Source organism: Halomarinibacterium sedimenti (genome assembly GCF_019312585.1).
Taxonomy (GTDB): Bacteria; Bacteroidota; Bacteroidia; order Flavobacteriales; family Flavobacteriaceae; genus Halomarinibacterium; species Halomarinibacterium sedimenti.
In genome coordinates this window covers 14,895-38,249 of the sequence record NZ_JAHWDP010000006.1, presented here as the reverse complement: position 1 = coordinate 38,249, position 23,355 = coordinate 14,895, and the positions used below count along the sequence as shown (strand labels likewise).

Sequence of the window (23,355 nt, the reverse complement as noted above, 5' to 3'; positions counted from 1 at the left end):
AAAAAAATGCAATGAAAAACCACCTTTACCTTATTATTCTATTCATCTTTTTTTCTTGTAATAAAAATAACGACGATGGGGTTTCTGTTTGTGATGATACAATTACCCTAGAAACCCTTGAAGCTACAAATGTTAATTACCAAAGCGTTACATTAAATGGGGTAATTAATAAGCCAAATTGTGATGGTTTTTCCATAACCTCCCAAGGATTTGTCTATGGCACTAGTCCATCCCCTACAATTAATGATATAATAGCTGAAGTTACAGGTCAAAATAATATAACAAGTGGAGTTGAAAACCTTACAAGTAGTACAACCTATTATTGCAGAACTTTTTTAACTTCTCCTACAAAAACTCTATATGGGAATGAAGTTTCATTTACAACGACTGTTCCACAATTAACCTATGTACCTGATGATGTTTTTGAACAAAAATTAATCGATTTGGATTATGATGATTTACTTGACGACTATGTTATAACTGAAAATATAAATTTTATTACAGAGCTTGATTTAGAACCTGTTTCAGGGCAATCAACAATAGTGACAGACTTAACTGGGATTCAAGATTTCGTAGCTTTAGAAGTGCTTAATTGTAGACAAAATGATATTAAGACCTTAGATTTAACAAATAACACAAATTTAAAAATTATTGATTGCAGTTTTAATTCTATCAATTATCTTAATGTTGGAAATAATAATAATTTAGAAGAACTTTATTGTAACAGGAATCAAATTTCCTCATTAGAAGTCAACCAATGCCCTACCCTAGAAATACTAGATTGTTCGCATAATCTTTTACCATCTCTGAATATTTCTAGTAACCTTGGATTAAAAGAGCTAAATTGTGGGGATAATTTTCTTTCCACCTTAGAGGTTTCAAAGAATTTAGAGTTAGAGAAGTTATATTGTTATTTTAATACTATTGAATCTTTAAATATTTCAAACAACCCTAACCTTACAAATTTAAATTGCTGGAGAAATCAAATTTCTGAACTAAATGTAACAAATAATAAGGCTCTCATTTCTTTAAACTGTAGTGAAAATCAAATAAAAAATCTTGATGTAAGCCAAAACTATTTATTAGAATCCTTAAGTTGTTATGAAAATTCTTTATTAACCCTAGATGTATCGAAGAACCCACTCCTAAAATCAATAGACGCTAAAATTAACCAATTAACAGAAGTCAATCTAGGAGAAACCAATGATTTGGTATTCTTGTCCATATGTTGTAATAATTTAAATTCAATTGATATTAGTAACTCTTTAAGTTTGAGAGATATATATATATTTGGCAATCAAATTACTACATTGGATTTCTCTAATCATAAGAATATTTTTGCCCTTTGGTGTGGGGTTAACCAATTAAGTTCATTAAATGTGGCCAATGGTAACAATTTAGGAATTTCAGAACTCGTTATTTCCGGAAACCCTAATTTGCTTTGTGTGCAAGTAGATCCCGTTATTCCTGCACATGGTTTTAATTGTGATCCTCCTCCTCCAGGTTATTGGTGTAAAGATCCTTGGACTGAAGTTAATACAATTTGTGATTAAAGTGTTATGAAATTTAAAGTTGTTATTTATTGTTTAGTCTTCTTAGTTTCTTGTAATAAGGAAAATAGCACCATGATTGATTGCATAAATAATCCACAATTAGAAACTTTTTCTGCCAGTGACATTGAAGATTATACTGCAGTTATTTCTGGAACAATACATACAAATACTTGTGATGAAACTCCTGTTTTAGCTCAAGGTCTTGTTTATGGAGAATCTATATTTCCAAAAGTGGAAGAAGATATAGTTGTTGAGATTCAGGGAGAAAATATAAATGCTGTCCTTGAAGATTTAAAATTTGGAACTACTTATTACTATCGAACCTTTGTCGCCAATCAAGAGGGAACCTATTATGGTAATGAATTGTCTTTTACTACAACTATACCACAATGGATAGAGGTGCCAGATGATGGTTTTGAACAAGCTTTAATAGACCAAGGGTATGATGATTTGCTAGACAATAAAGTGCTTACAGAAAATATTATTGGTATAACAGAATTGGATATTTCAAATAGAACTATTTTTAATTTGAGAGGAATTCAAGGCTTTAGAGCCTTAGAAAAATTAAACTGCGATAACACCTTTATTACTTCACTTAAGTTAAGTAATAACCTAAACCTAAAAGAAATTTCTTCATTTGGGGGTTACCGTATTGATGATTTGGATATTTCAAAAAATACCAAATTAAGAAAATTACTATTAGGAGGAGTGGATCTTTTCAACCTAGATTTAACAAACAATCCTGATCTAATTGAAGTAGAAGTTTCTTGGGAAGTGGGAAATATTGATGTGACTAATTGCCCCCTTTTAACTACCTTAAATATAGCATCTAATATACTTCGTGAATTGGATGTATCTCAAAACTTAGAATTACAAACGTTAAGATGTTGGAGTTGTAGAGTGCCAGAATATGACCTAACAAATAATTTAAAATTAAAAAAACTGGATGTAGCCTTCAATTATTTCACTTACTTAGATGTATCTCAAAATTTAAACCTAGAAGAGGTAATTACGTACAATAACTTTGATGTAACTGAAATAAATATTGCAAATGGGAATAATGAAAAGATAAATAGATTTTGGGCTAATTACAGTCCTTATTTAACTTGTGTAGGGGTTGATGATGTAGATTTTGCAGAAAGCCAACCCAATTGGTTTAAAGATGAAACTGCAAAATATTCGATAAATTGTGAATGATTATTTATGCCCTTCAAAGAATTTATAGATTACCTCACCTTAGAGAAAAACTACTCTAAGCATACCGTTACTGCGTATCTTAAAGACTTAGAGACTTTTTTGGCATTTGCATCAGAAAATTATGATTACCATACGATAAAAAAGGTAAACTATAGTGTAATACGAAGCTGGATAGTAAGTTTGGTCGATAGTGGAATTTCCAATAGGACCATTAACCGAAAAATGTCCTCTTTAAAAACTTACTACAAATTTTTATTGAAGACGCAACAAATTAAAGAGAATCCACTAGTAAAGCACAAATCTTTAAAAACGACTTCAAAACTGCAAGTTCCTTTTTCAGAAAAAGAAATAAACGAAGTAATTGAATTGCTATCGCAAGAAGAAGGGTTTGAAGGACTAAGAAATAAACTTATAGTTGAGTTGTTTTATGCCACAGGAATGCGGCGTACAGAATTGGTGAATTTAAAAGTGTCTGATATTTCTTTAGCTCAAAAAACAATAAAGGTTTTGGGAAAGCGTAACAAGGAAAGAATCATTCCCCTTATTCCCTCTCTTGTAGATTCTATCCAGCAATATATACAAGAGCGTTCACGTTTAGATTATATTAAGGACACACCTTATTTATTACTTTCCAAAAAAGGAGTTAAAATATATGAAACGTTTGTCTACCGAATTATAAATTCATACTTTAGTAAAGCATCAGAAAAGATTAAGAAAAGCCCACACATCTTAAGGCATTCTTTTGCAACCCACCTTCTTAATGAAGGAGCAGAATTAAACGCTGTAAAAGAGTTACTTGGGCACGCAAGTTTGGCATCAACACAAGTGTATACTCATAATAGTATAGTACAATTAAAAAAGGTTTACCAAAATGCACACCCCAGAAACTCTAGAAAAGAGTAACTTTTTAATAGACCTATTTATTAACAGAAAAAAAGTAACAGATGAAAGTAAACATTCAAACCCCCAATTTTGTTGCAGACATTAAGCTTGTAAACTTTATCGAAAAAAGATTAGCAAAATTAGAGCAGTTTTATGACAAAATTATTTATGCAGATGTTTTTTTGAAGGTTCAAAAAACAAGTGAAAAGGAAAATAAAACAGTAGAGGTTTTATTAAGTGTCCCTGGCGATGATTTAATTGTAAAAAAAGAAGCCAAAACCTTTGAAGAAGGCACCGACGAATGTGTACAATCTCTCGAAAGGCAGCTAAAAAAAAGAAAGCAAAAACAAAGAGCATATTTATAAAAGATTTTTTTTGAAAAAGATTTTTTAGAAACAAATATTTATATACATTTGCAGTCCGTTAGAAATAGCGGACTTTTTTATGCTAAATTTTAGTGTTAAAAAGACATAAAAGCCGATGTAGCTCAGCTGGCTAGAGCAGCTGATTTGTAATCAGCAGGTCGTGGGTTCGAGTCCCTCCATCGGCTCTTTTAAAGTTCATTAAAATAGTGCAAATTATTGGATTGGGGAGATACTCAAGCGGCCAACGAGGACAGACTGTAACTCTGTTGTTTTACGACTTCGCAGGTTCGAATCCTGCTCTCCCCACTATTTTTGATGCATTAAAATAGTTGCATTAAGATTTTGCGGGCTAGTGATTTATCATTATCTTTGCACGCATTTTTAGAAAAAATATTCTAATAAATGTATTGAAATATTGATTACTAATTCTTGATGTTTTTAAGGATTAAAAGCGGGAGTAGCTCAGTTGGTAGAGCGTCAGCCTTCCAAGCTGAATGTCGCCGGTTCGAACCCGGTCTCCCGCTCAAAATTCTCTGCGAAGGCAGGAATCTCTTCCTTTTTGTAAGGAGTAGAAAAAAATACTTTACGCCGGTGTAGCTCAGGGGTAGAGCGTTTCCTTGGTAAGGAAGAGGTCATGGGTTCAATTCCCATCATTGGCTCAAATTCGTTTATAATTGAACACTAATATATAACTAAGATTAAACTTAATACAAATGGCAAAAGAAACTTTCGACCGGTCAAAACCCCACTTAAATGTAGGTACTATCGGTCACGTTGATCACGGTAAAACAACTTTGACTGCTGCAATTACAAAAGTAATGGCAGATGCTGGTTTTTCAGAAGCTAGATCTTTTGATCAAATTGATAACGCTCCAGAAGAAAAAGAAAGAGGTATTACAATTAACTCTTCACACGTAGAGTACCAAACAGCTAATCGTCACTACGCTCACGTTGACTGTCCAGGTCACGCGGATTACGTTAAGAACATGGTTACTGGTGCTGCTCAAATGGACGGTGCTATCCTTGTGGTTGCTGCTACAGATGGACCTATGCCACAAACTCGTGAGCACATCCTATTAGGACGTCAAGTTGGTATTCCTCGTATTGTTGTTTTTATGAACAAGGTTGATATGGTGGATGATCCTGAGCTTTTAGAGCTTGTTGAAATGGAAATCCGTGACCTATTAAACTTCTATGAGTATGATGGTGATAATGGTCCTGTTATTCAAGGTTCAGCTTTAGGAGCATTGAACGGTGAGCAAAAATGGGTTGATACAGTAATGGAATTAATGGAAGCTGTTGATACTTGGATTGAAGAGCCTCTTCGTGAAGTTGATAAGCCTTTCTTAATGCCAATCGAAGATGTATTCTCAATTACAGGTCGTGGAACAGTTGCTACTGGTCGTATCGAAACTGGAGTTGCTAACACTGGAGATGCAGTAGATATTATTGGTATGGGAGCAGAGAAATTAACTTCCACTATTACTGGAGTTGAAATGTTCCGTAAAATTCTTGATAGAGGAGAAGCTGGAGATAACGTAGGTATCCTTTTAAGAGGTATCGAGAAAACCGATATTAGAAGAGGTATGGTTATCGTTAAGCCAGGATCTGTAAAACCACACGCTAAGTTCAAAGCTGAGGTATATGTTCTTAAAAAAGAAGAAGGTGGACGTCACACTCCATTCCATAACAACTACCGTCCTCAATTTTACGTTCGTACAACAGATGTAACAGGAAATATTAATCTTCCTGCTGGTGTAGAGATGGTAATGCCAGGTGATAACTTAACTATTACTGTAGATCTTATCCAGCCTATTGCAATGACTGTAGGTTTACGTTTTGCTATCCGTGAAGGAGGTAGAACTGTTGGTGCAGGTCAGGTAACTGAAATTTTAGAATAATTAAAATTTAGATAAAAGTTTTAAAGGTGTTCCGTTTATAACGGAACGCCTTGACTTTTGTTACGGGTTTAGCTCAGTTGGTAGAGCACTGGTCTCCAAAACCAGGTGTCGGGAGTTCGAGTCTCTCAACCCGTGCTCTTGGAACAGAACTCTCAAGGCTGAGTATATAAATTAAAGAATATGATTAACTACATCAAAGAATCTTATAACGAGTTAAGAAATCATGTGACCTGGACTACATGGTCAGAGGCACAACGTCTTACTGTTGTAGTGGCTGTATTTTCAGTTGTTTTAGCTTTAGCTATTTGGGGGATTGATACTGTTTTTAGTAAAATGGTAGGGCAATATTTTCAATGGATTAAATCCTAAGTAAATAAAGGAATGACTGAAACTAAAAGTACAAAAAAGTGGTATGTGGTTCGTTCGGTAAGCGGGCAAGAGAATAAGATTAAATCTTATATCGAGTCTGAAATTGTCCGATTAGACCTGCAAGACTATATAGAACAAGTTTTAGTACCTACTGAAAAAGTAATCCAAATCCGTAACGGAAAAAAAATTAATAAAGAGCGTGTTTACTTTCCTGGGTATATTATGATTCAGGCAACGTTAGCTGGGGAAATTCCTCATATTATTCGCTCTATTAATGGTGTTATTGGGTTTTTAGGAGAAACCAAAGGAGGAGATCCTGTGCCGCTTCGCCAATCAGAAGTGAACAGAATGTTAGGAAAGGTTGATGAATTAGCTGTTCAGGACGATAATATTAATATCCCTTATGTAATTGGGGAAACAGTAAAAGTAATTGATGGGCCGTTCAATGGATTTAATGGAACGGTTGAAAAGATAAATGAAGAAAAGCGTAAACTTGAGGTAATGGTTAAAATTTTCGGAAGAAAAACACCATTGGAGTTAAGTTATATGCAAGTAGAGAAAGTTTAATTGTTACGCTATATAAAAGGTTTTTTCTTAGGCTTCCACATTTGAAAAACCAATTTTTAAATTTTAGAAAATGGCAAAAGAAGTAAGTAAAGTAGTAAAGTTGCAAGTTCGCGGAGGAGCGGCTAACCCCTCTCCACCAGTAGGACCAGCTTTAGGTGCTGCAGGAGTTAACATTATGGAATTCTGTAAGCAGTTTAATGCTAGAACTCAGGACAAGCAAGGAAAAGTATTGCCAGTTGCGATTACAGTTTATAAAGACAAGTCTTTCGACTTTGTTATTAAAACTCCTCCAGCTGCAGTGCAAATTTTAGAAGCTGCGAAAACCAAAAAAGGCTCTGGAGAACCACACGTTAAGAAGGTTGCGACTATTTCTTGGGATCAAGTTAAAGTAATTGCTGAAGACAAGATGCCAGATTTAAATGCATTCACTATTGAGTCTGCCATGAAAATGGTAGCAGGAACTGCACGTTCTATGGGAGTTAAAATTAAAGGTAACGCACCTTTTTAATCAAGAAAAGAATCTAAAAAATGGCAAGATTAACAAAAAAGCAAAAAGAAGCAAGTGCAAAAGTAGAGTCTAATAAGACCTATTCTATTGCAGAAGCTTCTGCTTTAGTAAAAGAGATCACCAACGCAAATTTTGATGCGTCTGTAGACCTTGCTGTACGTCTTAATGTTGACCCTCGTAAAGCGAATCAAATGGTTCGTGGTGTGGTAACCCTTCCTCATGGAACAGGTAAAGATGTAAAAGTTTTAGCATTAGTTACTCCAGATAAGGAAGCTGAGGCTAAAGAAGCAGGAGCAGATTTTGTTGGATTAGACGAGTACCTCGATAAAATTAAAGGAGGTTGGACAGATGTTGACGTTATAGTAACAATGCCAAGTGTTATGGGTAAATTAGGTCCATTAGGACGTATATTAGGACCTCGCGGTCTTATGCCAAACCCAAAGACTGGTACTGTAACTATGGATGTTGCTAAAGCAGTTTCCGATGTGAAGTCTGGTAAGATCGATTTTAAAGTTGATAAAACTGGAATCGTTCATGCTGCAATTGGAAAAGCATCCTTTGATGCAGATAAAATTGCTGGAAACGCAAGAGAATTAATAACAACTTTAGTAAAATTGAAGCCTCAGGCTGCAAAAGGAGTTTACATTAAGAGCATTTATATGTCAAGTACTATGAGCCCTAGTGTAGAAATAGACTCTAAAAGATTTGCTGAGTAGTAATATTGTAAAATTATGACTAGAGAAGAAAAATCATTAGTAATTGAACAGTTAACTGCACAGCTTGCTGAAAATTCTACCATTTATTTGGCAGATATTTCAGGTCTTGATGCAGATTCAACTTCGAACCTACGTCGTGCTTGTTTTAAAGCGGGCGTAAAACTAAATGTGGTTAAAAACACATTGCTAGCAAAAGCAATGGAAAGTTCCGAAAAAGATTTTGGTGAATTAACCAATGTGCTTAAAGGAAATACTTCTATTATGATCGCTGAAGCAAGTAATGCACCTGCTAAAGTAATCAAGGAATTCAGAAAAAAATCTGATAAACCTTTATTAAAAGGAGCTTTCATTGAAGAAGCAATTTATATTGGCGATAACCAATTAGATGCACTTGTAGATATTAAATCTAAAGAAGAGCTTATTGGAGACATCATTGCATTGCTTCAATCGCCTGCTAAGAATGTTATCTCTGCTCTTAAGAGTAGTGGAGGAACTATTGCAGGTATTGTTAAAACCCTTTCAGAAAGAGAAGGGTAATCTAAATTATTGCACTAATTAAATTATAATAAATTAAAATACACTTAAAACGATAGAAAATGGCAGATTTAAAAGATTTCGCAGAAAAATTGGTTAACCTAACTGTAAAAGAAGTTAACGAGTTAGCTACTATATTAAAAGATGAGTATGGTATCGAGCCTGCTGCTGCAGCTGTTGCTGTTGCTGCTGGTGGTGCCGCTGCTGGTGGTGACGCCGCTGAAGAACAATCAGAATTTGATGTAATCCTTAAAGCCGCTGGTGCTTCAAAATTAGCAGTAGTAAAACTAGTTAAAGAATTAACTGGTGCTGGTCTTAAAGATGCAAAAGATTTAGTTGATAATGCTCCTTCACCAATCAAAGAAGGTGTAGCTAAAGACGAAGCTGAAGCTTTAAAAGCTCAGTTAGAAGAAGCTGGAGCAGAGGTTGAGCTTAAGTAAGCCTCTCCATTCCAAACCTTAAGGTTTAGGTCTTTGCCAAAGCGGTTAAGACCTAAACCATTTTGTGTATATATAGGTTTTCAATTTCAGTATACACAAAAACTGTTTTTATTTTAATTAAAATTCCATCCATAGATGTCAGCAACGCAAACTGAAAGATTGAATTTTTCCTCTGTACAAAATAAGCCGGATTACCCGGACTTTTTGGATATCCAGATTAAATCGTTTCAAGATTTTTTCCAACTGGAAACCAAATCAGAAGAAAGAGGTAACGAAGGACTCTATAAGACTTTCTTAGAAAACTTCCCAATTACCGATACCCGTAACCAGTTCGTATTAGAATTCCTAGATTACTTTGTGGATCCTCCAAGGTACTCCATTCAGGAATGTATCGAACGTGGACTTACATATAGTGTTCCATTAAAAGCAAGATTGAAATTATATTGTACCGACGAGGAACATGAAGATTTCGAAACAATTGTTCAAGATGTTTATTTAGGGACTATTCCTTATATGACGCCTAGTGGCACGTTTGTAATTAATGGAGCCGAACGTGTTGTGGTTTCACAATTACACCGTTCTCCCGGGGTTTTCTTTGGACAATCTTTCCATGCAAATGGTACTAAGCTTTATTCAGCGAGAGTGATTCCTTTTAAAGGATCTTGGATTGAATTTGCTACCGATATCAATAGCGTCATGTACGCCTATATCGATAGAAAGAAAAAATTACCTGTTACAACACTTTTCCGTGCTATTGGCTTTGAAAGGGATAAAGATATTCTTGAAATATTTGATCTTGCCGAAGAAGTAAAAGCGTCAAAAACAGGACTTAAAAAATACTTAGGGCGTAAGTTAGCGGCTCGTGTATTAAAAACTTGGCACGAAGACTTCGTAGATGAAGATACAGGTGAAGTAGTTTCTATTGAGCGTAACGAAATTATTCTTGATAGAGATACTGTTCTTGAAAAAGAACACCTTGATGAGATTTTGGATGCTGGTGCGAAGACAATTCTTCTTCATAAAGAAGACATCCTTCAGGCAGATTATGGAATTATTCATAATACACTTCAAAAGGATCCTACCAATTCTGAAAAAGAAGCGGTAGAACATATCTACAGACAATTACGTAACGCAGAACCACCAGATGAAGAAACCGCTCGTGGAATTATCCATAAGCTTTTCTTTAGCGACCAACGATATAACTTGGGTGAGGTTGGACGTTACAGAATGAATAAAAAATTAGGTCTTGACATCGCAATGGATAAGCAAGTGCTTACCAAAGAAGATATCATTACCATTGTAAAATACTTAATTGAGTTAATTAACTCTAAAGCTGAAATCGATGATATCGATCACCTTAGTAACCGTCGTGTACGTACCGTAGGTGAGCAATTATCACAACAGTTTGGTGTTGGTTTGGCTCGTATGGCTCGTACCATTAGAGAACGTATGAATGTTCGTGATAACGAAGTATTCACACCTATCGATTTGATTAATGCGAAGACACTATCTTCGGTAATTAACTCCTTCTTTGGTACTAACCAGTTATCTCAGTTTATGGATCAAACCAATCCATTGGCAGAGATTACTCACAAACGTCGTCTTTCGGCTTTAGGACCTGGAGGTTTATCCAGAGAAAGAGCTGGTTTCGAGGTGCGTGATGTACACTATACGCACTACGGAAGGTTATGTCCTATTGAAACTCCTGAAGGTCCAAACATTGGACTTATTTCTTCGCTTTCAGTTTTTGCTAAAGTGAACAACCTAGGTTTCATAGAAACTCCTTATCGTAAAGTTGAGAATGGTAAAATAGATTTGAAAAACGAACCTATTTATCTTTCAGCTGAAGAAGAAGAGGAAAAGTTAATTGCACAAGCCAACATTCCTTTGAAGGATGATGGAACTATCGATACCGATCGTGTAATTGCTAGAATGGAAGGAGACTTCCCAGTGGTAGATCCTAAAACGGTTCATTATACAGACGTTGCACCTAACCAGATTTCATCCATTTCGGCATCCTTGATTCCATTCTTGGAACATGATGATGCGAACCGTGCCTTGATGGGATCAAATATGATGCGTCAAGCGGTACCTTTATTAAGAGCCGATGCTCCTATTGTTGGAACAGGACTTGAACGTCAAGTTGCTTCAGATTCGAGAGTATTAATAAATGCAGAAGGAAATGGAGTTGTAGAATATGTAGATGCCGAAAAAATTACCATTAAGTACGATCGTACCAAAGAAGAAAAAATGGTGAGTTTTGATGGTGATTCAAAAACATACAACCTTATTAAATTCAGAAAGACAAACCAAAGTACTTCTATTAACCTAAAACCTATCGTAAGAAAAGGGGATAGAGTTTCTAAAGGACAAGTACTTTGCCAAGGATATGCAACCGAAAGTGGTGAATTAGCTCTTGGTAGAAATATGAAAGTAGCCTTCATGCCTTGGAAAGGGTACAACTTTGAGGATGCGATTGTAATTTCTGAAAAAGTAGTAAGAGACGATATCTTTACTTCAATTCATATCGATGAATATTCGTTGGATGTCCGTGATACCAAGTTAGGTAACGAAGAATTAACCAATGATATTCCAAACGTTTCTGAAGAAGCGACCAAAGATTTGGATGAAAGCGGAATGATAAGAATTGGTGCCGAGGTAAAACCTGGCGATATTCTTATTGGAAAAATTACTCCAAAGGGAGAAAGTGATCCTACGCCTGAAGAAAAACTATTGCGTGCGATCTTTGGTGATAAAGCAGGTGATGTTAAAGATGCTTCTTTAAAAGCATCTCCATCATTAAGCGGAGTAGTTATTGATAAAAAACTATTCGCTAGAGCGATTAAAGATAAGCGTAAGAGAGCCAAGGACAAAGAAGATATTTCAGAATTGGAGGTAATCTACGAAGCAAAATTCCAAGAATTAAAAGAAGTTCTTGTAGATAAGTTGTTTAACATCGTTGGCGGTAAAACTGCGCAAGGTGTGACAAATGACTTAGGTGAAGTTGTTTTCCCAAAAGGAAAGAAATTCACTTTAAAAATGCTTCATGCTGTTGATGATTATGCACATTTAGTAGGAGGTACATGGACCACAGATGATAATGCCAATATATTGGTGAGAGACCTAATGCATAACTATAAGATTAAAGAAAACGATCTTCAAGGTAACTTGCGTCGTGAGAAATTTACAATTTCTGTAGGGGACGAATTACCAGCGGGTATTTTAAAACTTGCCAAAGTTTATATTGCTAAAAAGCGTAAACTTAAAGTAGGGGATAAAATGGCAGGACGTCACGGTAACAAAGGTATTGTGGCACGTATTGTTCGTGAAGAGGATATGCCATTCTTAGAAGATGGAACTCCAGTAGATATCGTATTGAATCCACTTGGTGTACCATCACGTATGAATATTGGTCAGATTTATGAAACGGTTCTTGGATGGGCAGGTCAAAAATTAGGTCAAAAATATGCTACTCCAATTTTCGATGGAGCTACATTAGACCAAATAAATGAACTTACCGATAAGGCTGGAATTCCAAGATTTGGACATACCTATTTATATGATGGTGGAACAGGAGAGCGTTTCGACCAACCTGCAACAGTAGGAATCATTTATATGTTGAAATTAGGTCACATGGTAGATGATAAAATGCACGCTCGTTCTATTGGACCATACTCACTTATTACACAACAACCATTGGGTGGTAAAGCTCAGTTTGGAGGTCAGCGTTTTGGAGAGATGGAAGTTTGGGCACTTGAGGCGTATGGAGCTTCAAGCACATTAAGAGAAATTTTGACGGTTAAATCTGATGACGTTGTAGGAAGGGCAAAAACATACGAATCTATTGTAAAAGGAGAATCGATGCCAGAGCCTGGATTACCAGAATCTTTCAATGTACTTATGCATGAATTGAAAGGTCTTGGACTAGACATTAGATTAGAAGAATAGGAAAATCCCGCCTAGGCGGGACTCTTCCATTCGGGTTTGGGATAGTTAAAAATCCCGTTTCAAAAATTTAAAGAATATTTTCAGCATTATGTCAAGAAATAAAGAAAACACAGTACAGAAATTTGACAAGATTTCAATTGGTTTAGCTTCTCCAGAGGCTATTTTGGCAGAATCTCGTGGAGAGGTTTTAAAACCAGAAACTATTAACTACCGTACGCACAAACCAGAGCGTGACGGTCTTTTCTGTGAGCGTATTTTTGGTCCTGTAAAAGACTACGAATGTGCCTGTGGTAAATATAAAAGAATTCGATATAAAGGTATTGTTTGTGACCGTTGTGGTGTAGAAGTTACCGAAAAGAAAGTACGTCGTGACCGTGTTGGACACATCAACTTAGTGGTGCCAGTTGCACATATTTGGTATTTCCGTTCACTTCCAAATAAAATAGGATACCTATTAGGCTTACCATCCAAGAAATTGGATATGATTATTTACTACGAAAGATATGTGGTAATTCAGCCAGGTATTGCAAAGAATGAAGAAGGAGAGCCAGTTCAAAGGTTAGATTTCCTTACGGAAGAAGAGTACCTAAATATTTTAGACACACTTCCTCAGGAGAATTTATATTTAGACGATACAGACCCTAACAAGTTTATTGCTAAAATGGGAGCTGAATGTCTTATCGAGCTTTTAAACCGTATCGATTTAGATAAATTATCTTTCGAATTACGTCATAAAGCAAATCACGAAACTTCAAAACAACGTAAAACCGAAGCTTTAAAGAGACTTCAAGTGGTTGAAGCCTTCCGTGAAGCAGCAAAAAATAGAGAGAACAAGCCTGAATGGATGATTATGAAGGTGGTTCCTGTAATTCCACCAGAATTACGTCCTTTGGTGCCGCTAGATGGAGGTCGTTTTGCTACTTCAGATTTAAATGATTTATATCGTCGAGTAATTATTAGAAACAATCGTTTAAAGCGATTGATGGAAATTAAAGCTCCTGAAGTAATTTTACGTAACGAAAAGCGTATGCTTCAGGAATCGGTAGATTCATTATTTGATAATACGCGTAAATCTTCAGCAGTTAAAACCGATAGTAACCGTCCGTTAAAATCACTTTCCGATTCATTAAAAGGAAAACAAGGACGTTTCCGTCAAAACTTACTAGGTAAGCGTGTGGATTATTCAGCTCGTTCGGTAATTGTTGTTGGACCTGAATTAAAATTATTTGAGTGCGGTATTCCTAAAGATATGGCTGCCGAGCTATACAAGCCTTTTGTTATTAGAAAATTAATTGAAAGAGGTATTGTAAAAACAGTAAAGTCTGCTAAAAAGATTATAGATAAAAAAGAGCCTGTAGTTTGGGATATTTTGGAAAACGTTCTTAAAGGGCATCCAGTATTGCTAAACCGTGCTCCTACACTTCACCGTTTAGGTATTCAAGCATTCCAGCCTAAATTAATTGAAGGAAAAGCAATCCAATTGCACCCATTGGTATGTACTGCGTTTAACGCGGATTTTGATGGGGATCAAATGGCAGTGCACCTTCCATTAGGGCCAGAAGCAATTTTGGAAGCACAATTATTAATGTTGGCTTCTCATAATATCTTGAATCCGGCCAACGGTTCTCCAGTGGCGGTTCCTTCTCAAGATATGGTGTTGGGTCTTTATTATATGACCAAACTTCGTAAGTCTACAGAAGAGCACAAAGTAAAAGGAGAAGGCTTAACGTTCTACTCGCCAGAAGAAGCATTTATTGCTTACAATGAAAAGAAAGTTGAGCTTAATGCCGAAGTAAAAGTAAGAACTAAAGACCTTGATGAAGAAGGTGAATTAGTAACGAAAATTATAACAACTACCATTGGTAGAATTATCTTTAACGATAGTGTGCCAGAGGAAGCAGGATTTATAAATGAGGTATTAACTAAGAAATCACTTCGTGATATTATTGGTAATATTTTATCGGTAACATCGGTACCTAAAACAGCCGAATTCTTAGATCAAATTAAAAACTTAGGATATAAGTTTGCATTTGAAGGTGGATTGTCATTCAGTTTAGGTGATATTATTATCCCAGCTGAAAAACAGAGTATGATTGACTCTGCCAATGCCCAAGTAGATGGAATTATTGCCAACTACAATATGGGATTAATTACCAATAACGAGCGTTACAATCAGGTAATTGATATTTGGACAGCTACCAATGCTGAATTGACTGAGCTATCTATGAAACGTATTCGAGAAGACCAACAAGGGTTTAACTCGGTATATATGATGCTTGATTCTGGTGCGAGGGGTTCAAAGGAGCAAATCCGTCAGTTAACAGGTATGCGTGGATTAATGGCGAAACCTAAAAAATCTAGCTCTGGTGGTGGTGAAATTATTGAAAACCCAATTCTTTCTAACTTTAAGGAAGGACTTTCAATTTTAGAATACTTTATTTCTACACACGGTGCGCGTAAGGGACTTGCAGATACGGCTCTTAAAACTGCCGATGCTGGATACCTAACGCGTCGTTTGGTAGATGTTTCTCAGGATGTTATAATCAACACCGAAGATTGTGGAACACTTCGAGGAATTGAAGTAATGCCATTAAAGAAGAATGAAGAAGTAGTAGAAACACTTGCCGAGAGAATTAAAGGTAGAACTTCATTAAATGATGTTTATGACCCATTAACCAAGGAACTATATGTTGCTTCAGGTGGACATATTTCAGATGTCATTGCAGATAAGATTGAAAACTCTCCAATTGAATCTGTTGAAGTTCGTTCAGCACTAACTTGTGAAGCCAAAAAAGGAATCTGTGCACAATGCTACGGAAGAAACCTTGCTACCAATAAAATGGTTCAAAGAGGTGAAGCCGTAGGAGTAGTTGCTGCACAATCTATTGGTGAACCAGGAACTCAGTTAACACTTCGTACATTCCACGTGGGAGGTATTGCTGGTAACATTTCTGAAGAAAACAAATTAACTGTTAAGTTTGATGGTCGTGTAGAAATTGAAGACCTTAAGACTGTAAAAGGAGAAGATAACGAAGGAAAGCCAATTGATATCGTAATTTCTAGAACCTCTGAAGCTAAATTAGTAGATGTTGAAACAGGAATTACCTTAAGTACCAATAATATACCTTACGGTTCTTCTATTTTTGTTAAAGATGGTCAAAAAGTTAAAAGAGGAGATGTTGTTTGTTCTTGGGATCCGTATAACGGAGTAATTATTTCAGAATTTGCTGGAAAAATTAAGTACGATAACATAGAGCAAGGAGTTACTTATCAGGTTGAAATTGATGAACAAACTGGTTTCCAAGAAAAAGTAATTTCAGAATCTAGAGATAAAAAGAAAATACCAACCCTTCAAATTTTAGATTCTAAAGGAGAGGTTATAAGATCATATAACTTACCTGTAGGAGCTCACTTAATGGTGGATGATAACGATAAAATTAAGGTAGGTAAGATTCTAGTGAAAATACCTCGTAAATCTGCAAAAGCAGGAGATATTACAGGGGGTCTTCCAAGAGTTACAGAGTTGTTTGAAGCTCGTAACCCTTCAAACCCAGCTGTAGTAAGTGAAATTGATGGTGTCGTTTCCTTCGGAAAGATTAAGCGTGGTAACCGTGAAATTATCGTAGAGTCTAAACTAGGAGAAATTAAGAAATACTTGGTAAAATTATCAAACCAAATCCTAGTTCAGGAGAACGATTATGTGCGTGCAGGGATGCCGTTGTCTGACGGTTCTGTAACTCCAGATGATATCTTGAACATTAAAGGACCATCTGCTGTACAACAGTACTTGGTAAACGAGGTTCAGGAAGTATATCGTTTACAAGGGGTGAAGATTAATGATAAGCACTTTGAAGTGGTTGTTCGCCAGATGATGCGTAAAGTTCGAATTGTAGATACGGGCGATACGTTATTCTTAGAGGATCAATTAGTTCATAAAGACGATTTCATTGAAGAAAACGATAAGATTTTTGGAATGAAGGTAGTTGAAAATGCTGGAGATTCTGAAAACCTTAAGGAAGGACAAATTATTTCTTCACGTGAGTTGAGAGATGAAAACTCTATTCTAAAAAGAGAGGATAAAGCTTTAGTTGAAGCGCGTGATGCGGTTCCTGCTACGGCAACACCAATCTTACAAGGTATTACAAGAGCTTCATTACAAACGAAATCGTTTATTTCTGCAGCCTCATTCCAGGAAACTACTAAAGTACTTAATGAAGCAGCAGTAAACGGAAAAGTGGATACTTTAGAAGGATTAAAAGAAAACGTAATTGTAGGTCACAGAATTCCAGCCGGTACAGGAATGAGAAGATATGATACAATTATTGTTGGCTCAAAGGAGGAATTTGAAGAAATGACCAAAGCCAAACAAGAAGTAAATTACAATTAATATATTATTGAAATTTGCGCTCCGAAAGGAGCGCAAATTGTTTAAAACAGAATCATTATGGCAGAAGATAAAAAACAACCTAAAAAGGGACAGATTAACATAGAACTGGACGAAACTGTAGCACAAGGAATTTACAGTAACCTTGCTATCATAAATCATTCTCAATCTGAATTTGTAGTAGATTTTGTTACTATCATGCCAGGGGTGCCTAAGAGTAAAGTAAAATCTAGAATTGTACTCACACCGCAACACGCAAAGCGATTTTTAAAAGCATTAAGCGACAACGTTGCGAGGTTTGAAAATGCTCACGGCGAAATAAAAGACTATCAACAGCCACCTATGCCTATTAATTTTGGGCCTACAGGAGAAGCTTAAAAAGTAAACCTTCAAATAGTTATTTGAAGGTTTACTTTTTATTTTGATAGGAATTTACATCATTTATATGGTGCATTTTATCCAACCACTTCACCAATTTCCATTCCATTAACCTTAAAACTTGAAAATTTAAGTACGTAAAAATCACAATTTTATGCACTTAAACGATTTTATTTTGCCTCATAACGAATATACGATACAGGTTGTAGGAAAATACTTCAACATGTGTTTATATTTGTAAAGTAAAACAAGAGCCCCCGTTAATTTTTTTAATTAATTCTTGTTTTCATACCCAAATTGAACTTATGAAACCTACTGTGTTTAAAGGTCTTTTCAAAAGGCTTATTTATATACTTTCGATTGCCTTAATTTTTCTACTTAGTGGAAAACATTATGGACAAACCCAAGCACCATCTGTTCAAACAGGCGTGACCTTTCAATGGGAAGATGTACAAACAATACCTAGCAATCCTGCTACTATTAAATCCATTACTATAGACGGAGAGGTTTTTGAAGCCTTTGCGGCCCCTACTTCTTATGAGATGACCAGGGTGGGTCCAGCGGGACATTCCACAAATAATATATATTTGAATGGAGTGGTAGTAAATAATAATAGCTCAAATCCAACGTGGAATTTACACGCTCAGGCAGCATATCAAGATAAAAATTTGAATCATTATTTCGTAGCAAATCCAAATGGACGTGACATTTGTGGTGATTTTAATGCCGTTGCAACTACCGATGCCCAGTTACAAACACTTTATTTTAATCCAGGAATCCCTTCAAATGAAGGGGGCCTATTAGCAGTCTCAGAAAGGAATGCAAATAACTGTTACTATATTGCCGTATATGGTACTCCAAGTGGTGGAGGTCCAGAGCAATTTTTAGGAGATACGTTTGTGAGAGCAAATTCAACTCAATGGGGACCATTGTTTAATGCTCCGCCGGCAGGAGTGGATTATTGGAATTCTGGAAGGGTTCAGGAAAATAACGGAACCATAGGTATAGCCATATTTAAATTGGACGATTTAGCTCCAACAGGATCTGTTATAACTAAAGTGGAACTAGTGGGAGCTACTCTCGACCATGCCGATGGTAAAGTATTTGTTGTTCAAAAGTATGCACAAGCCATAAATGAAAAAGCTTGTTTGGACACTCAATTTGATGGTTCTGTAGTTACCAATAGCATTCCTTCAGGTTCTACTTTTTCATTAGTTTCAGGGCCTACACCTGCAGGTCAAGATTTTACATTTAATTCAGATGGAAGTTATTCTTACACTCCTGAAACGGGATTTTTAGGCGATGTTGTTTTTGAATATGAGGTTTGTTTACCCTTCCCTAATTCAGGAACCTGTGATACAAATACAGTAACAATTACTTATGTTTCTTGGTCTGATGAATATTGTACCTGCTCTAGCGGAAATGCAAATGGACCCTTATTACAAAACTAATTATATATTAAAATTTTTATAAAACACTCAATTATGAAAAATAAAATTACGCTTATCGCACTTAGTATTTTTGCAGTGTTAACAGCAAGTGCACAAGTTGGAATTGGCACTACCAATCCTCAAGAATCTTTACATATTGCAGGAAATACTAGTACTATTCGAGTAGACGGTCTTAATAGCGAAAACAATAATAAAAACTTGGGAGGGACTGCAAAGTATAATGTTTTGGTGGATGCAAATGGTAACCTTTCACTTGGAGATTTATCTGGTGAAGTTGTTTCCGAATCGGGAATTTCATCTCCAGTCGTAGTACAAACAACGGCTAATTCTGGGTTAAATTCTTCCGAGTTATACCAAAAGAATTTTACCTTAACTCAAAGAGCTTTAGTTGTTATCACTTATTACATTTCTATAGATTATGAAGGATATGATGGCGTCTCTAAAATAGATGATGGAAGAGCTAAAATTGCACATAACTATTTTTACATAGGAAATGGTACAACGGCAGACACTTCAAAAGCGTATGGAATGACAAGTTCTGTATATTCAAATTCAAATTGTGATACTGCTACAGGCTATGTTTATAATTCACGATCAACAACCATTTCATTAGAAGCGGGTACTTATAGTGTACATTTAAATGGTGCTGTATATGGAGGTGATTTAACAGCAGATGCTGCTTTTAGAGCTACCTTTGGAGATTTAGATAGAATTGATATTCAGGCTATTTATTTATAAAAAATGATGGATAGTTATTGAATTTTTTCAAACTCACTAACAAAGTGAAATTTAATATTAGGATATTTCTGTTGTGTCATTTGTAATGTAAATGCACTATCTGCAAAAAACACCAATTGACCTCTTTTATCCTTAGCTAAATACTTTGATTTCACTCGCTTAAAATCTGCAAATTCCGCACCTTTTACATCTTTGGGTTCAACCCAGCAAGCTTTATGTACATTCAGGTTCTCATACGAACATTTGGCACCATATTCATGTTCTAGCCGATATTGAATGACTTCAAACTGAAGCGCTCCAACGGTCCCAATTACTTTTCTTCCGTTAAGCTCTAATATAAATAACTGAGCAACTCCTTCATCCATTAATTGGTCCACCCCTTTTTCCAATTGTTTGCTTTTCATGGGGTCTGCATTATTAATATACTTAAAATGCTCTGGAGAAAAGCTAGGAATACCTTTATAGCGCATTTCTTCACCTTCAGTTAAGGTATCTCCTATTTTGAAATTCCCCGTATCGTGTAGCCCTACAATATCACCAGGATAGGAGACATCCACAATTTCTTTTTTATCAGCAAAAAAGGCATTAGGGCTGGAAAATTTTAGTTTTTTTCCATTACGAACGTGCAGGTATGCTGTGTTTCTTTCAAAAGTTCCCGAAACAATTTTTACAAACGCCAATCTGTCTCTATGTTTAGGATCCATATTGGCGTGAATTTTAAATACAAATCCCGAAAATTCTTTTTCTTCAGGTTTTACTAAACGAGTATCACTTTCTTTGGGCCGTGGTTTTGGAGCAATTTCAATAAAGCAATCGAGTAGCTCTCGCACTCCAAAATTATTTAGGGCTGAACCAAAAAATACAGGTTGAAGAGTTCCACTAAGATATTCCTGTAGATCAAAATCTGGATACACTTCATAAACTAATTCTAATTCACTCCGAAGGTTTTCGGCAGCCTTTTCTCCTATTAATTTATCTAACTCATTTGAGGAAATATCTTTAATTTCAATGGTTTCTTCAATATTTTTCCGGCTATCCCCACTAAATAGATTAACATTCTTTTCCCAAATATTATAAATCCCTTTAAAATCATATCCCATACCAATAGGAAAGGAGAGGGGTGTTACACGCAGGTTTAATTTTTGTTCAATTTCATCTAAAAGCTCAAAGGCGTCTTTTCCTTCTCTATCCAATTTATTGATAAAAACTATCATAGGGATATTACGCATTCTACAAACTTCAACAAGTTTTTTAGTTTGTTCCTCAACCCCTTTGGCAACGTCTATTACCACAATTACGCTGTCTACAGCTGTCAGGGTACGGAACGTATCTTCAGCAAAATCTTTATGCCCGGGAGTATCTAGAATATTGATTTTAATTCCTTCATATTCAAATGCCAAAACCGAGGTAGCCACCGAAATACCTCTTTGGCGTTCAATCTCCATAAAATCACTTGTAGCACCCTTTTTTATCTTATTGCTTTTCACGGCCCCAGCTTCTTGAATAGCTCCTCCAAACAATAATAATTTTTCGGTTAAAGTTGTTTTTCCTGCATCTGGGTGGGAGATAATTCCGAAGGTTTTTCTTCGTTGAATTTCTTTTAATAAGGACATATTTCTATTGAATAATTAGGTGCAAATATACATTTTCATGGCCTCTAATTTGATATTTGCATTTAATTCTTAAAGTGATATTTTATTGTGCTTATTTAATTGTATTCAAATAAATAAGTACTTATACGTACAGTTTAGAAAGGAAATTTTCTCTCAAATTGGCATTTTTTATGCTTTTGGTCGATTTTTTCATAGAATTTAACTAATAACTTATTGATTTTGAATAAATAAGAATTTTCGTACGTAAATTTGGTATAGATAATTCTACCTAATAAGTAGACTTAGCCCTGAAGTCTACCATATCAGACCTACCACTATACTATTTATAAATGCATTTGTAATAGCTAATTGTTTTTCTATTAGCATAATAAAGTGTACTGAATAAATAGAAATTAAATTAATTGGTGTTGTAACATATTGTATTATGAAGAAATTTACGTTTTTAAAAAGAACAATTTTTATTTTATTGTTTTTTTCAATTTCCTCAATATTTGGTCAAACGATGCCTGGGGATCCATGCCCAGGGGCAAATTGTACATCGCAGGATATTCAAGATGTGAGTTATTTTGTTGGAGATATTAATGGTAATCCATTATCTACTAGTTGTACGCCGGGTGATCCTGTTGTTGCCTATATATATGCAGTTTTTAATGTTAATGCCACGAATAGGTATGATATTAATGTATATGGAGATTTATTTATTGATGGAGTTTATGATTCTACTTTTAATGAGTGTTTAGGAGATTATGGCAGTGCAGGAAACCCTCATAGTGTTCAAATAACTTCCATAACATATACTTGTGGAGAAACCTTGTCTGTAAATAACACCGTTTTTAGTTGGAATGTGAATAACTCTCCCGGTGGTACTTGTACAATTTGTAATACTCCTAAATGTAAAAAATTGCCCCCCATAGTTGTTGATGCTCCTTTAGTAGCCAATTTTTCAACTACTTTTAATTGTGTCCCTGGAAATGCTTTTGAGCAATTTACTTTTACTGGAACTGCAACTGGAGGAGACACACCTTATAGCTATACTTGGAATTTTGGATTTGGTGCTAGCCCAGGAACTGCTGTAGGCCCTGGACCACATATTGTTTCATATAATTCTACTGGGGTTAGAACTGTAACAGTAATTGTAACTGATAGTGATGTCCCAGCAAATAGCGATAGCCATTCTAATGTTATTGATGTCCAGTCTTGTTGTGTAACTCCTAGTGCTCCTGTTAGTGGAGGAGATCAAACCGAGTGTGAAGAAAATCCAATTCAAACTTTAACTGCAACTGCAACTGTTCCAGCAGGTCAAACTATAACTTGGTACGATGCTGCCACGGGCGGCAATGTCGTTGCAAACCCTATATGGAATCAACTTGGAAGTATTACCTATTGGGCAGAGGCAACTGTTACTATTGGTGGTTGTAGCTCACTTACTAGAACAGCAGTTACCTTAACGATCAACCCTGCAGCGGATGCTCCCATCAGCACGGGGGATATTACGGAGTGTGAGGAAGACCCAATCCAGACCTTAGATGCCAATGATGCCATTACGCCCATAGCGGGTCAGAGCGTTGTCTGGTACGATGCTGCCACTGGCGGCAATGTTGTTGCGAATCCAATTTTAAACACGGTAGGCACTGTTACTTACTGGGCCGAGGGTGTTGTAGATCAAACCAACTGTAGTAGTTTAACGCGAACAGCAGTTACCTTAACGATCAACCCTGCAGCGGATGCTCCCATCAGCACGGGGGATATTACGGAGTGTGAGGAAGACCCAATCCAGACCTTAGATGCCAATGATGCCATTACGCCCATAG

At 35.9% G+C, this 23,355-nt stretch carries 18 protein-coding genes and 5 tRNA genes; 22 read left to right on the top strand and 1 reads right to left on the bottom strand.

Annotated elements, in window-relative coordinates:
* Positions 1-11: 11 nt before the first annotated feature.
* From KXJ69_RS12265 to KXJ69_RS12165, 21 genes are all read left to right on the top strand, one after another.
* A complete protein-coding gene (locus KXJ69_RS12265; RefSeq protein WP_219053412.1) occupies positions 12-1,553 on the top strand; it encodes a leucine-rich repeat domain-containing protein in 1,542 nt (513 codons plus the stop codon).
* A 6-nt stretch (positions 1,554-1,559) separates the two neighbouring features.
* On the top strand, positions 1,560-2,750 hold the full coding sequence (locus tag KXJ69_RS12260; protein ID WP_219053411.1) for a leucine-rich repeat domain-containing protein: 1,191 nt from the start codon (positions 1,560-1,562) through the stop codon (positions 2,748-2,750).
* Between the two features lie 6 nt (positions 2,751-2,756).
* Positions 2,757-3,653, top strand: coding sequence for a tyrosine-type recombinase/integrase (locus KXJ69_RS12255; RefSeq protein WP_219053410.1), 897 nt, complete (start codon positions 2,757-2,759; stop codon positions 3,651-3,653).
* 41 nt (positions 3,654-3,694) lie between these two features.
* Complete coding sequence (hpf, locus tag KXJ69_RS12250; RefSeq protein ID WP_219053409.1) at positions 3,695-3,997, top strand: ribosome hibernation-promoting factor, HPF/YfiA family; 303 nt, start codon at positions 3,695-3,697, stop codon at positions 3,995-3,997.
* 111 nt (positions 3,998-4,108) lie between these two features.
* Positions 4,109-4,182: transfer RNA gene (locus KXJ69_RS12245), tRNA-Thr, on the top strand.
* A 38-nt stretch (positions 4,183-4,220) separates the two neighbouring features.
* Positions 4,221-4,303, top strand: a tRNA-Tyr gene (locus KXJ69_RS12240).
* A gap of 145 nt (positions 4,304-4,448) precedes the next feature.
* Positions 4,449-4,521, top strand: a tRNA-Gly gene (locus tag KXJ69_RS12235).
* 63 nt (positions 4,522-4,584) lie between these two features.
* Positions 4,585-4,656, top strand: a tRNA-Thr gene (locus KXJ69_RS12230).
* A 54-nt stretch (positions 4,657-4,710) separates the two neighbouring features.
* A complete protein-coding gene (gene tuf, locus KXJ69_RS12225) occupies positions 4,711-5,898 on the top strand; it encodes an elongation factor Tu (RefSeq protein ID WP_219053408.1) in 1,188 nt (395 codons plus the stop codon).
* 62 nt (positions 5,899-5,960) lie between these two features.
* Positions 5,961-6,033: transfer RNA gene (locus tag KXJ69_RS12220), tRNA-Trp, on the top strand.
* A gap of 45 nt (positions 6,034-6,078) precedes the next feature.
* Positions 6,079-6,267, top strand: a complete 189-nt coding sequence (gene secE / locus KXJ69_RS12215) for a preprotein translocase subunit SecE (RefSeq protein ID WP_219053407.1) — start codon at positions 6,079-6,081, stop codon at positions 6,265-6,267.
* A gap of 12 nt (positions 6,268-6,279) precedes the next feature.
* Positions 6,280-6,834, top strand: a complete 555-nt coding sequence (gene nusG, locus KXJ69_RS12210) for a transcription termination/antitermination protein NusG (RefSeq protein WP_219053406.1) — start codon at positions 6,280-6,282, stop codon at positions 6,832-6,834.
* A 70-nt stretch (positions 6,835-6,904) separates the two neighbouring features.
* Positions 6,905-7,342 carry a 50S ribosomal protein L11 gene (gene rplK / locus KXJ69_RS12205; RefSeq protein ID WP_219053405.1) on the top strand — a complete coding sequence of 146 codons (438 nt, stop codon included), beginning with the start codon at positions 6,905-6,907 and terminating at the stop codon, positions 7,340-7,342.
* A gap of 20 nt (positions 7,343-7,362) precedes the next feature.
* The gene (gene rplA, locus KXJ69_RS12200) at positions 7,363-8,058 is read left to right on the top strand and encodes a 50S ribosomal protein L1 (RefSeq protein WP_219053404.1); all 696 of its coding nucleotides are present in this window, start codon (positions 7,363-7,365) and stop codon (positions 8,056-8,058) included.
* A 15-nt stretch (positions 8,059-8,073) separates the two neighbouring features.
* The gene (rplJ, locus tag KXJ69_RS12195; protein WP_219053403.1) at positions 8,074-8,595 is read left to right on the top strand and encodes a 50S ribosomal protein L10; all 522 of its coding nucleotides are present in this window, start codon (positions 8,074-8,076) and stop codon (positions 8,593-8,595) included.
* A gap of 59 nt (positions 8,596-8,654) precedes the next feature.
* Positions 8,655-9,032, top strand: coding sequence for a 50S ribosomal protein L7/L12 (rplL, locus tag KXJ69_RS12190; RefSeq protein ID WP_219053402.1), 378 nt, complete (start codon positions 8,655-8,657; stop codon positions 9,030-9,032).
* A gap of 135 nt (positions 9,033-9,167) precedes the next feature.
* The gene (rpoB, locus tag KXJ69_RS12185) at positions 9,168-12,980 is read left to right on the top strand and encodes a DNA-directed RNA polymerase subunit beta (RefSeq protein ID WP_219053401.1); all 3,813 of its coding nucleotides are present in this window, start codon (positions 9,168-9,170) and stop codon (positions 12,978-12,980) included.
* A gap of 88 nt (positions 12,981-13,068) precedes the next feature.
* Positions 13,069-17,367 (top strand): DNA-directed RNA polymerase subunit beta', encoded by a 4,299-nt coding sequence (gene rpoC / locus KXJ69_RS12180; RefSeq protein ID WP_219053400.1) that lies wholly within the window; start codon positions 13,069-13,071, stop codon positions 17,365-17,367.
* 57 nt (positions 17,368-17,424) lie between these two features.
* Positions 17,425-17,742 (top strand): DUF3467 domain-containing protein, encoded by a 318-nt coding sequence (locus KXJ69_RS12175; RefSeq protein ID WP_219053399.1) that lies wholly within the window; start codon positions 17,425-17,427, stop codon positions 17,740-17,742.
* A 305-nt stretch (positions 17,743-18,047) separates the two neighbouring features.
* Entirely contained in the window at positions 18,048-19,193 is a 1,146-nt protein-coding gene (locus KXJ69_RS12170; RefSeq protein WP_219053398.1) for an Ig-like domain-containing protein, read from the top strand.
* Between the two features lie 33 nt (positions 19,194-19,226).
* Positions 19,227-19,931: a hypothetical protein gene (locus tag KXJ69_RS12165; protein WP_219053397.1), complete on the top strand. Its 705-nt coding sequence runs from the start codon at positions 19,227-19,229 to the stop codon at positions 19,929-19,931.
* A gap of 14 nt (positions 19,932-19,945) precedes the next feature.
* Here KXJ69_RS12165 and KXJ69_RS12160 read toward each other — a convergent pair whose 3' ends face one another.
* A complete protein-coding gene (locus KXJ69_RS12160) occupies positions 19,946-21,544 on the bottom strand; it encodes a peptide chain release factor 3 (protein WP_219053396.1) in 1,599 nt (532 codons plus the stop codon).
* A gap of 424 nt (positions 21,545-21,968) precedes the next feature.
* Here KXJ69_RS12160 and KXJ69_RS12155 point away from each other — a divergent pair.
* Positions 21,969-23,355 (top strand): Ig-like domain-containing protein (locus KXJ69_RS12155; RefSeq protein WP_219053395.1); only part of this gene is annotated, 1,387 nt, incomplete at its 3' end.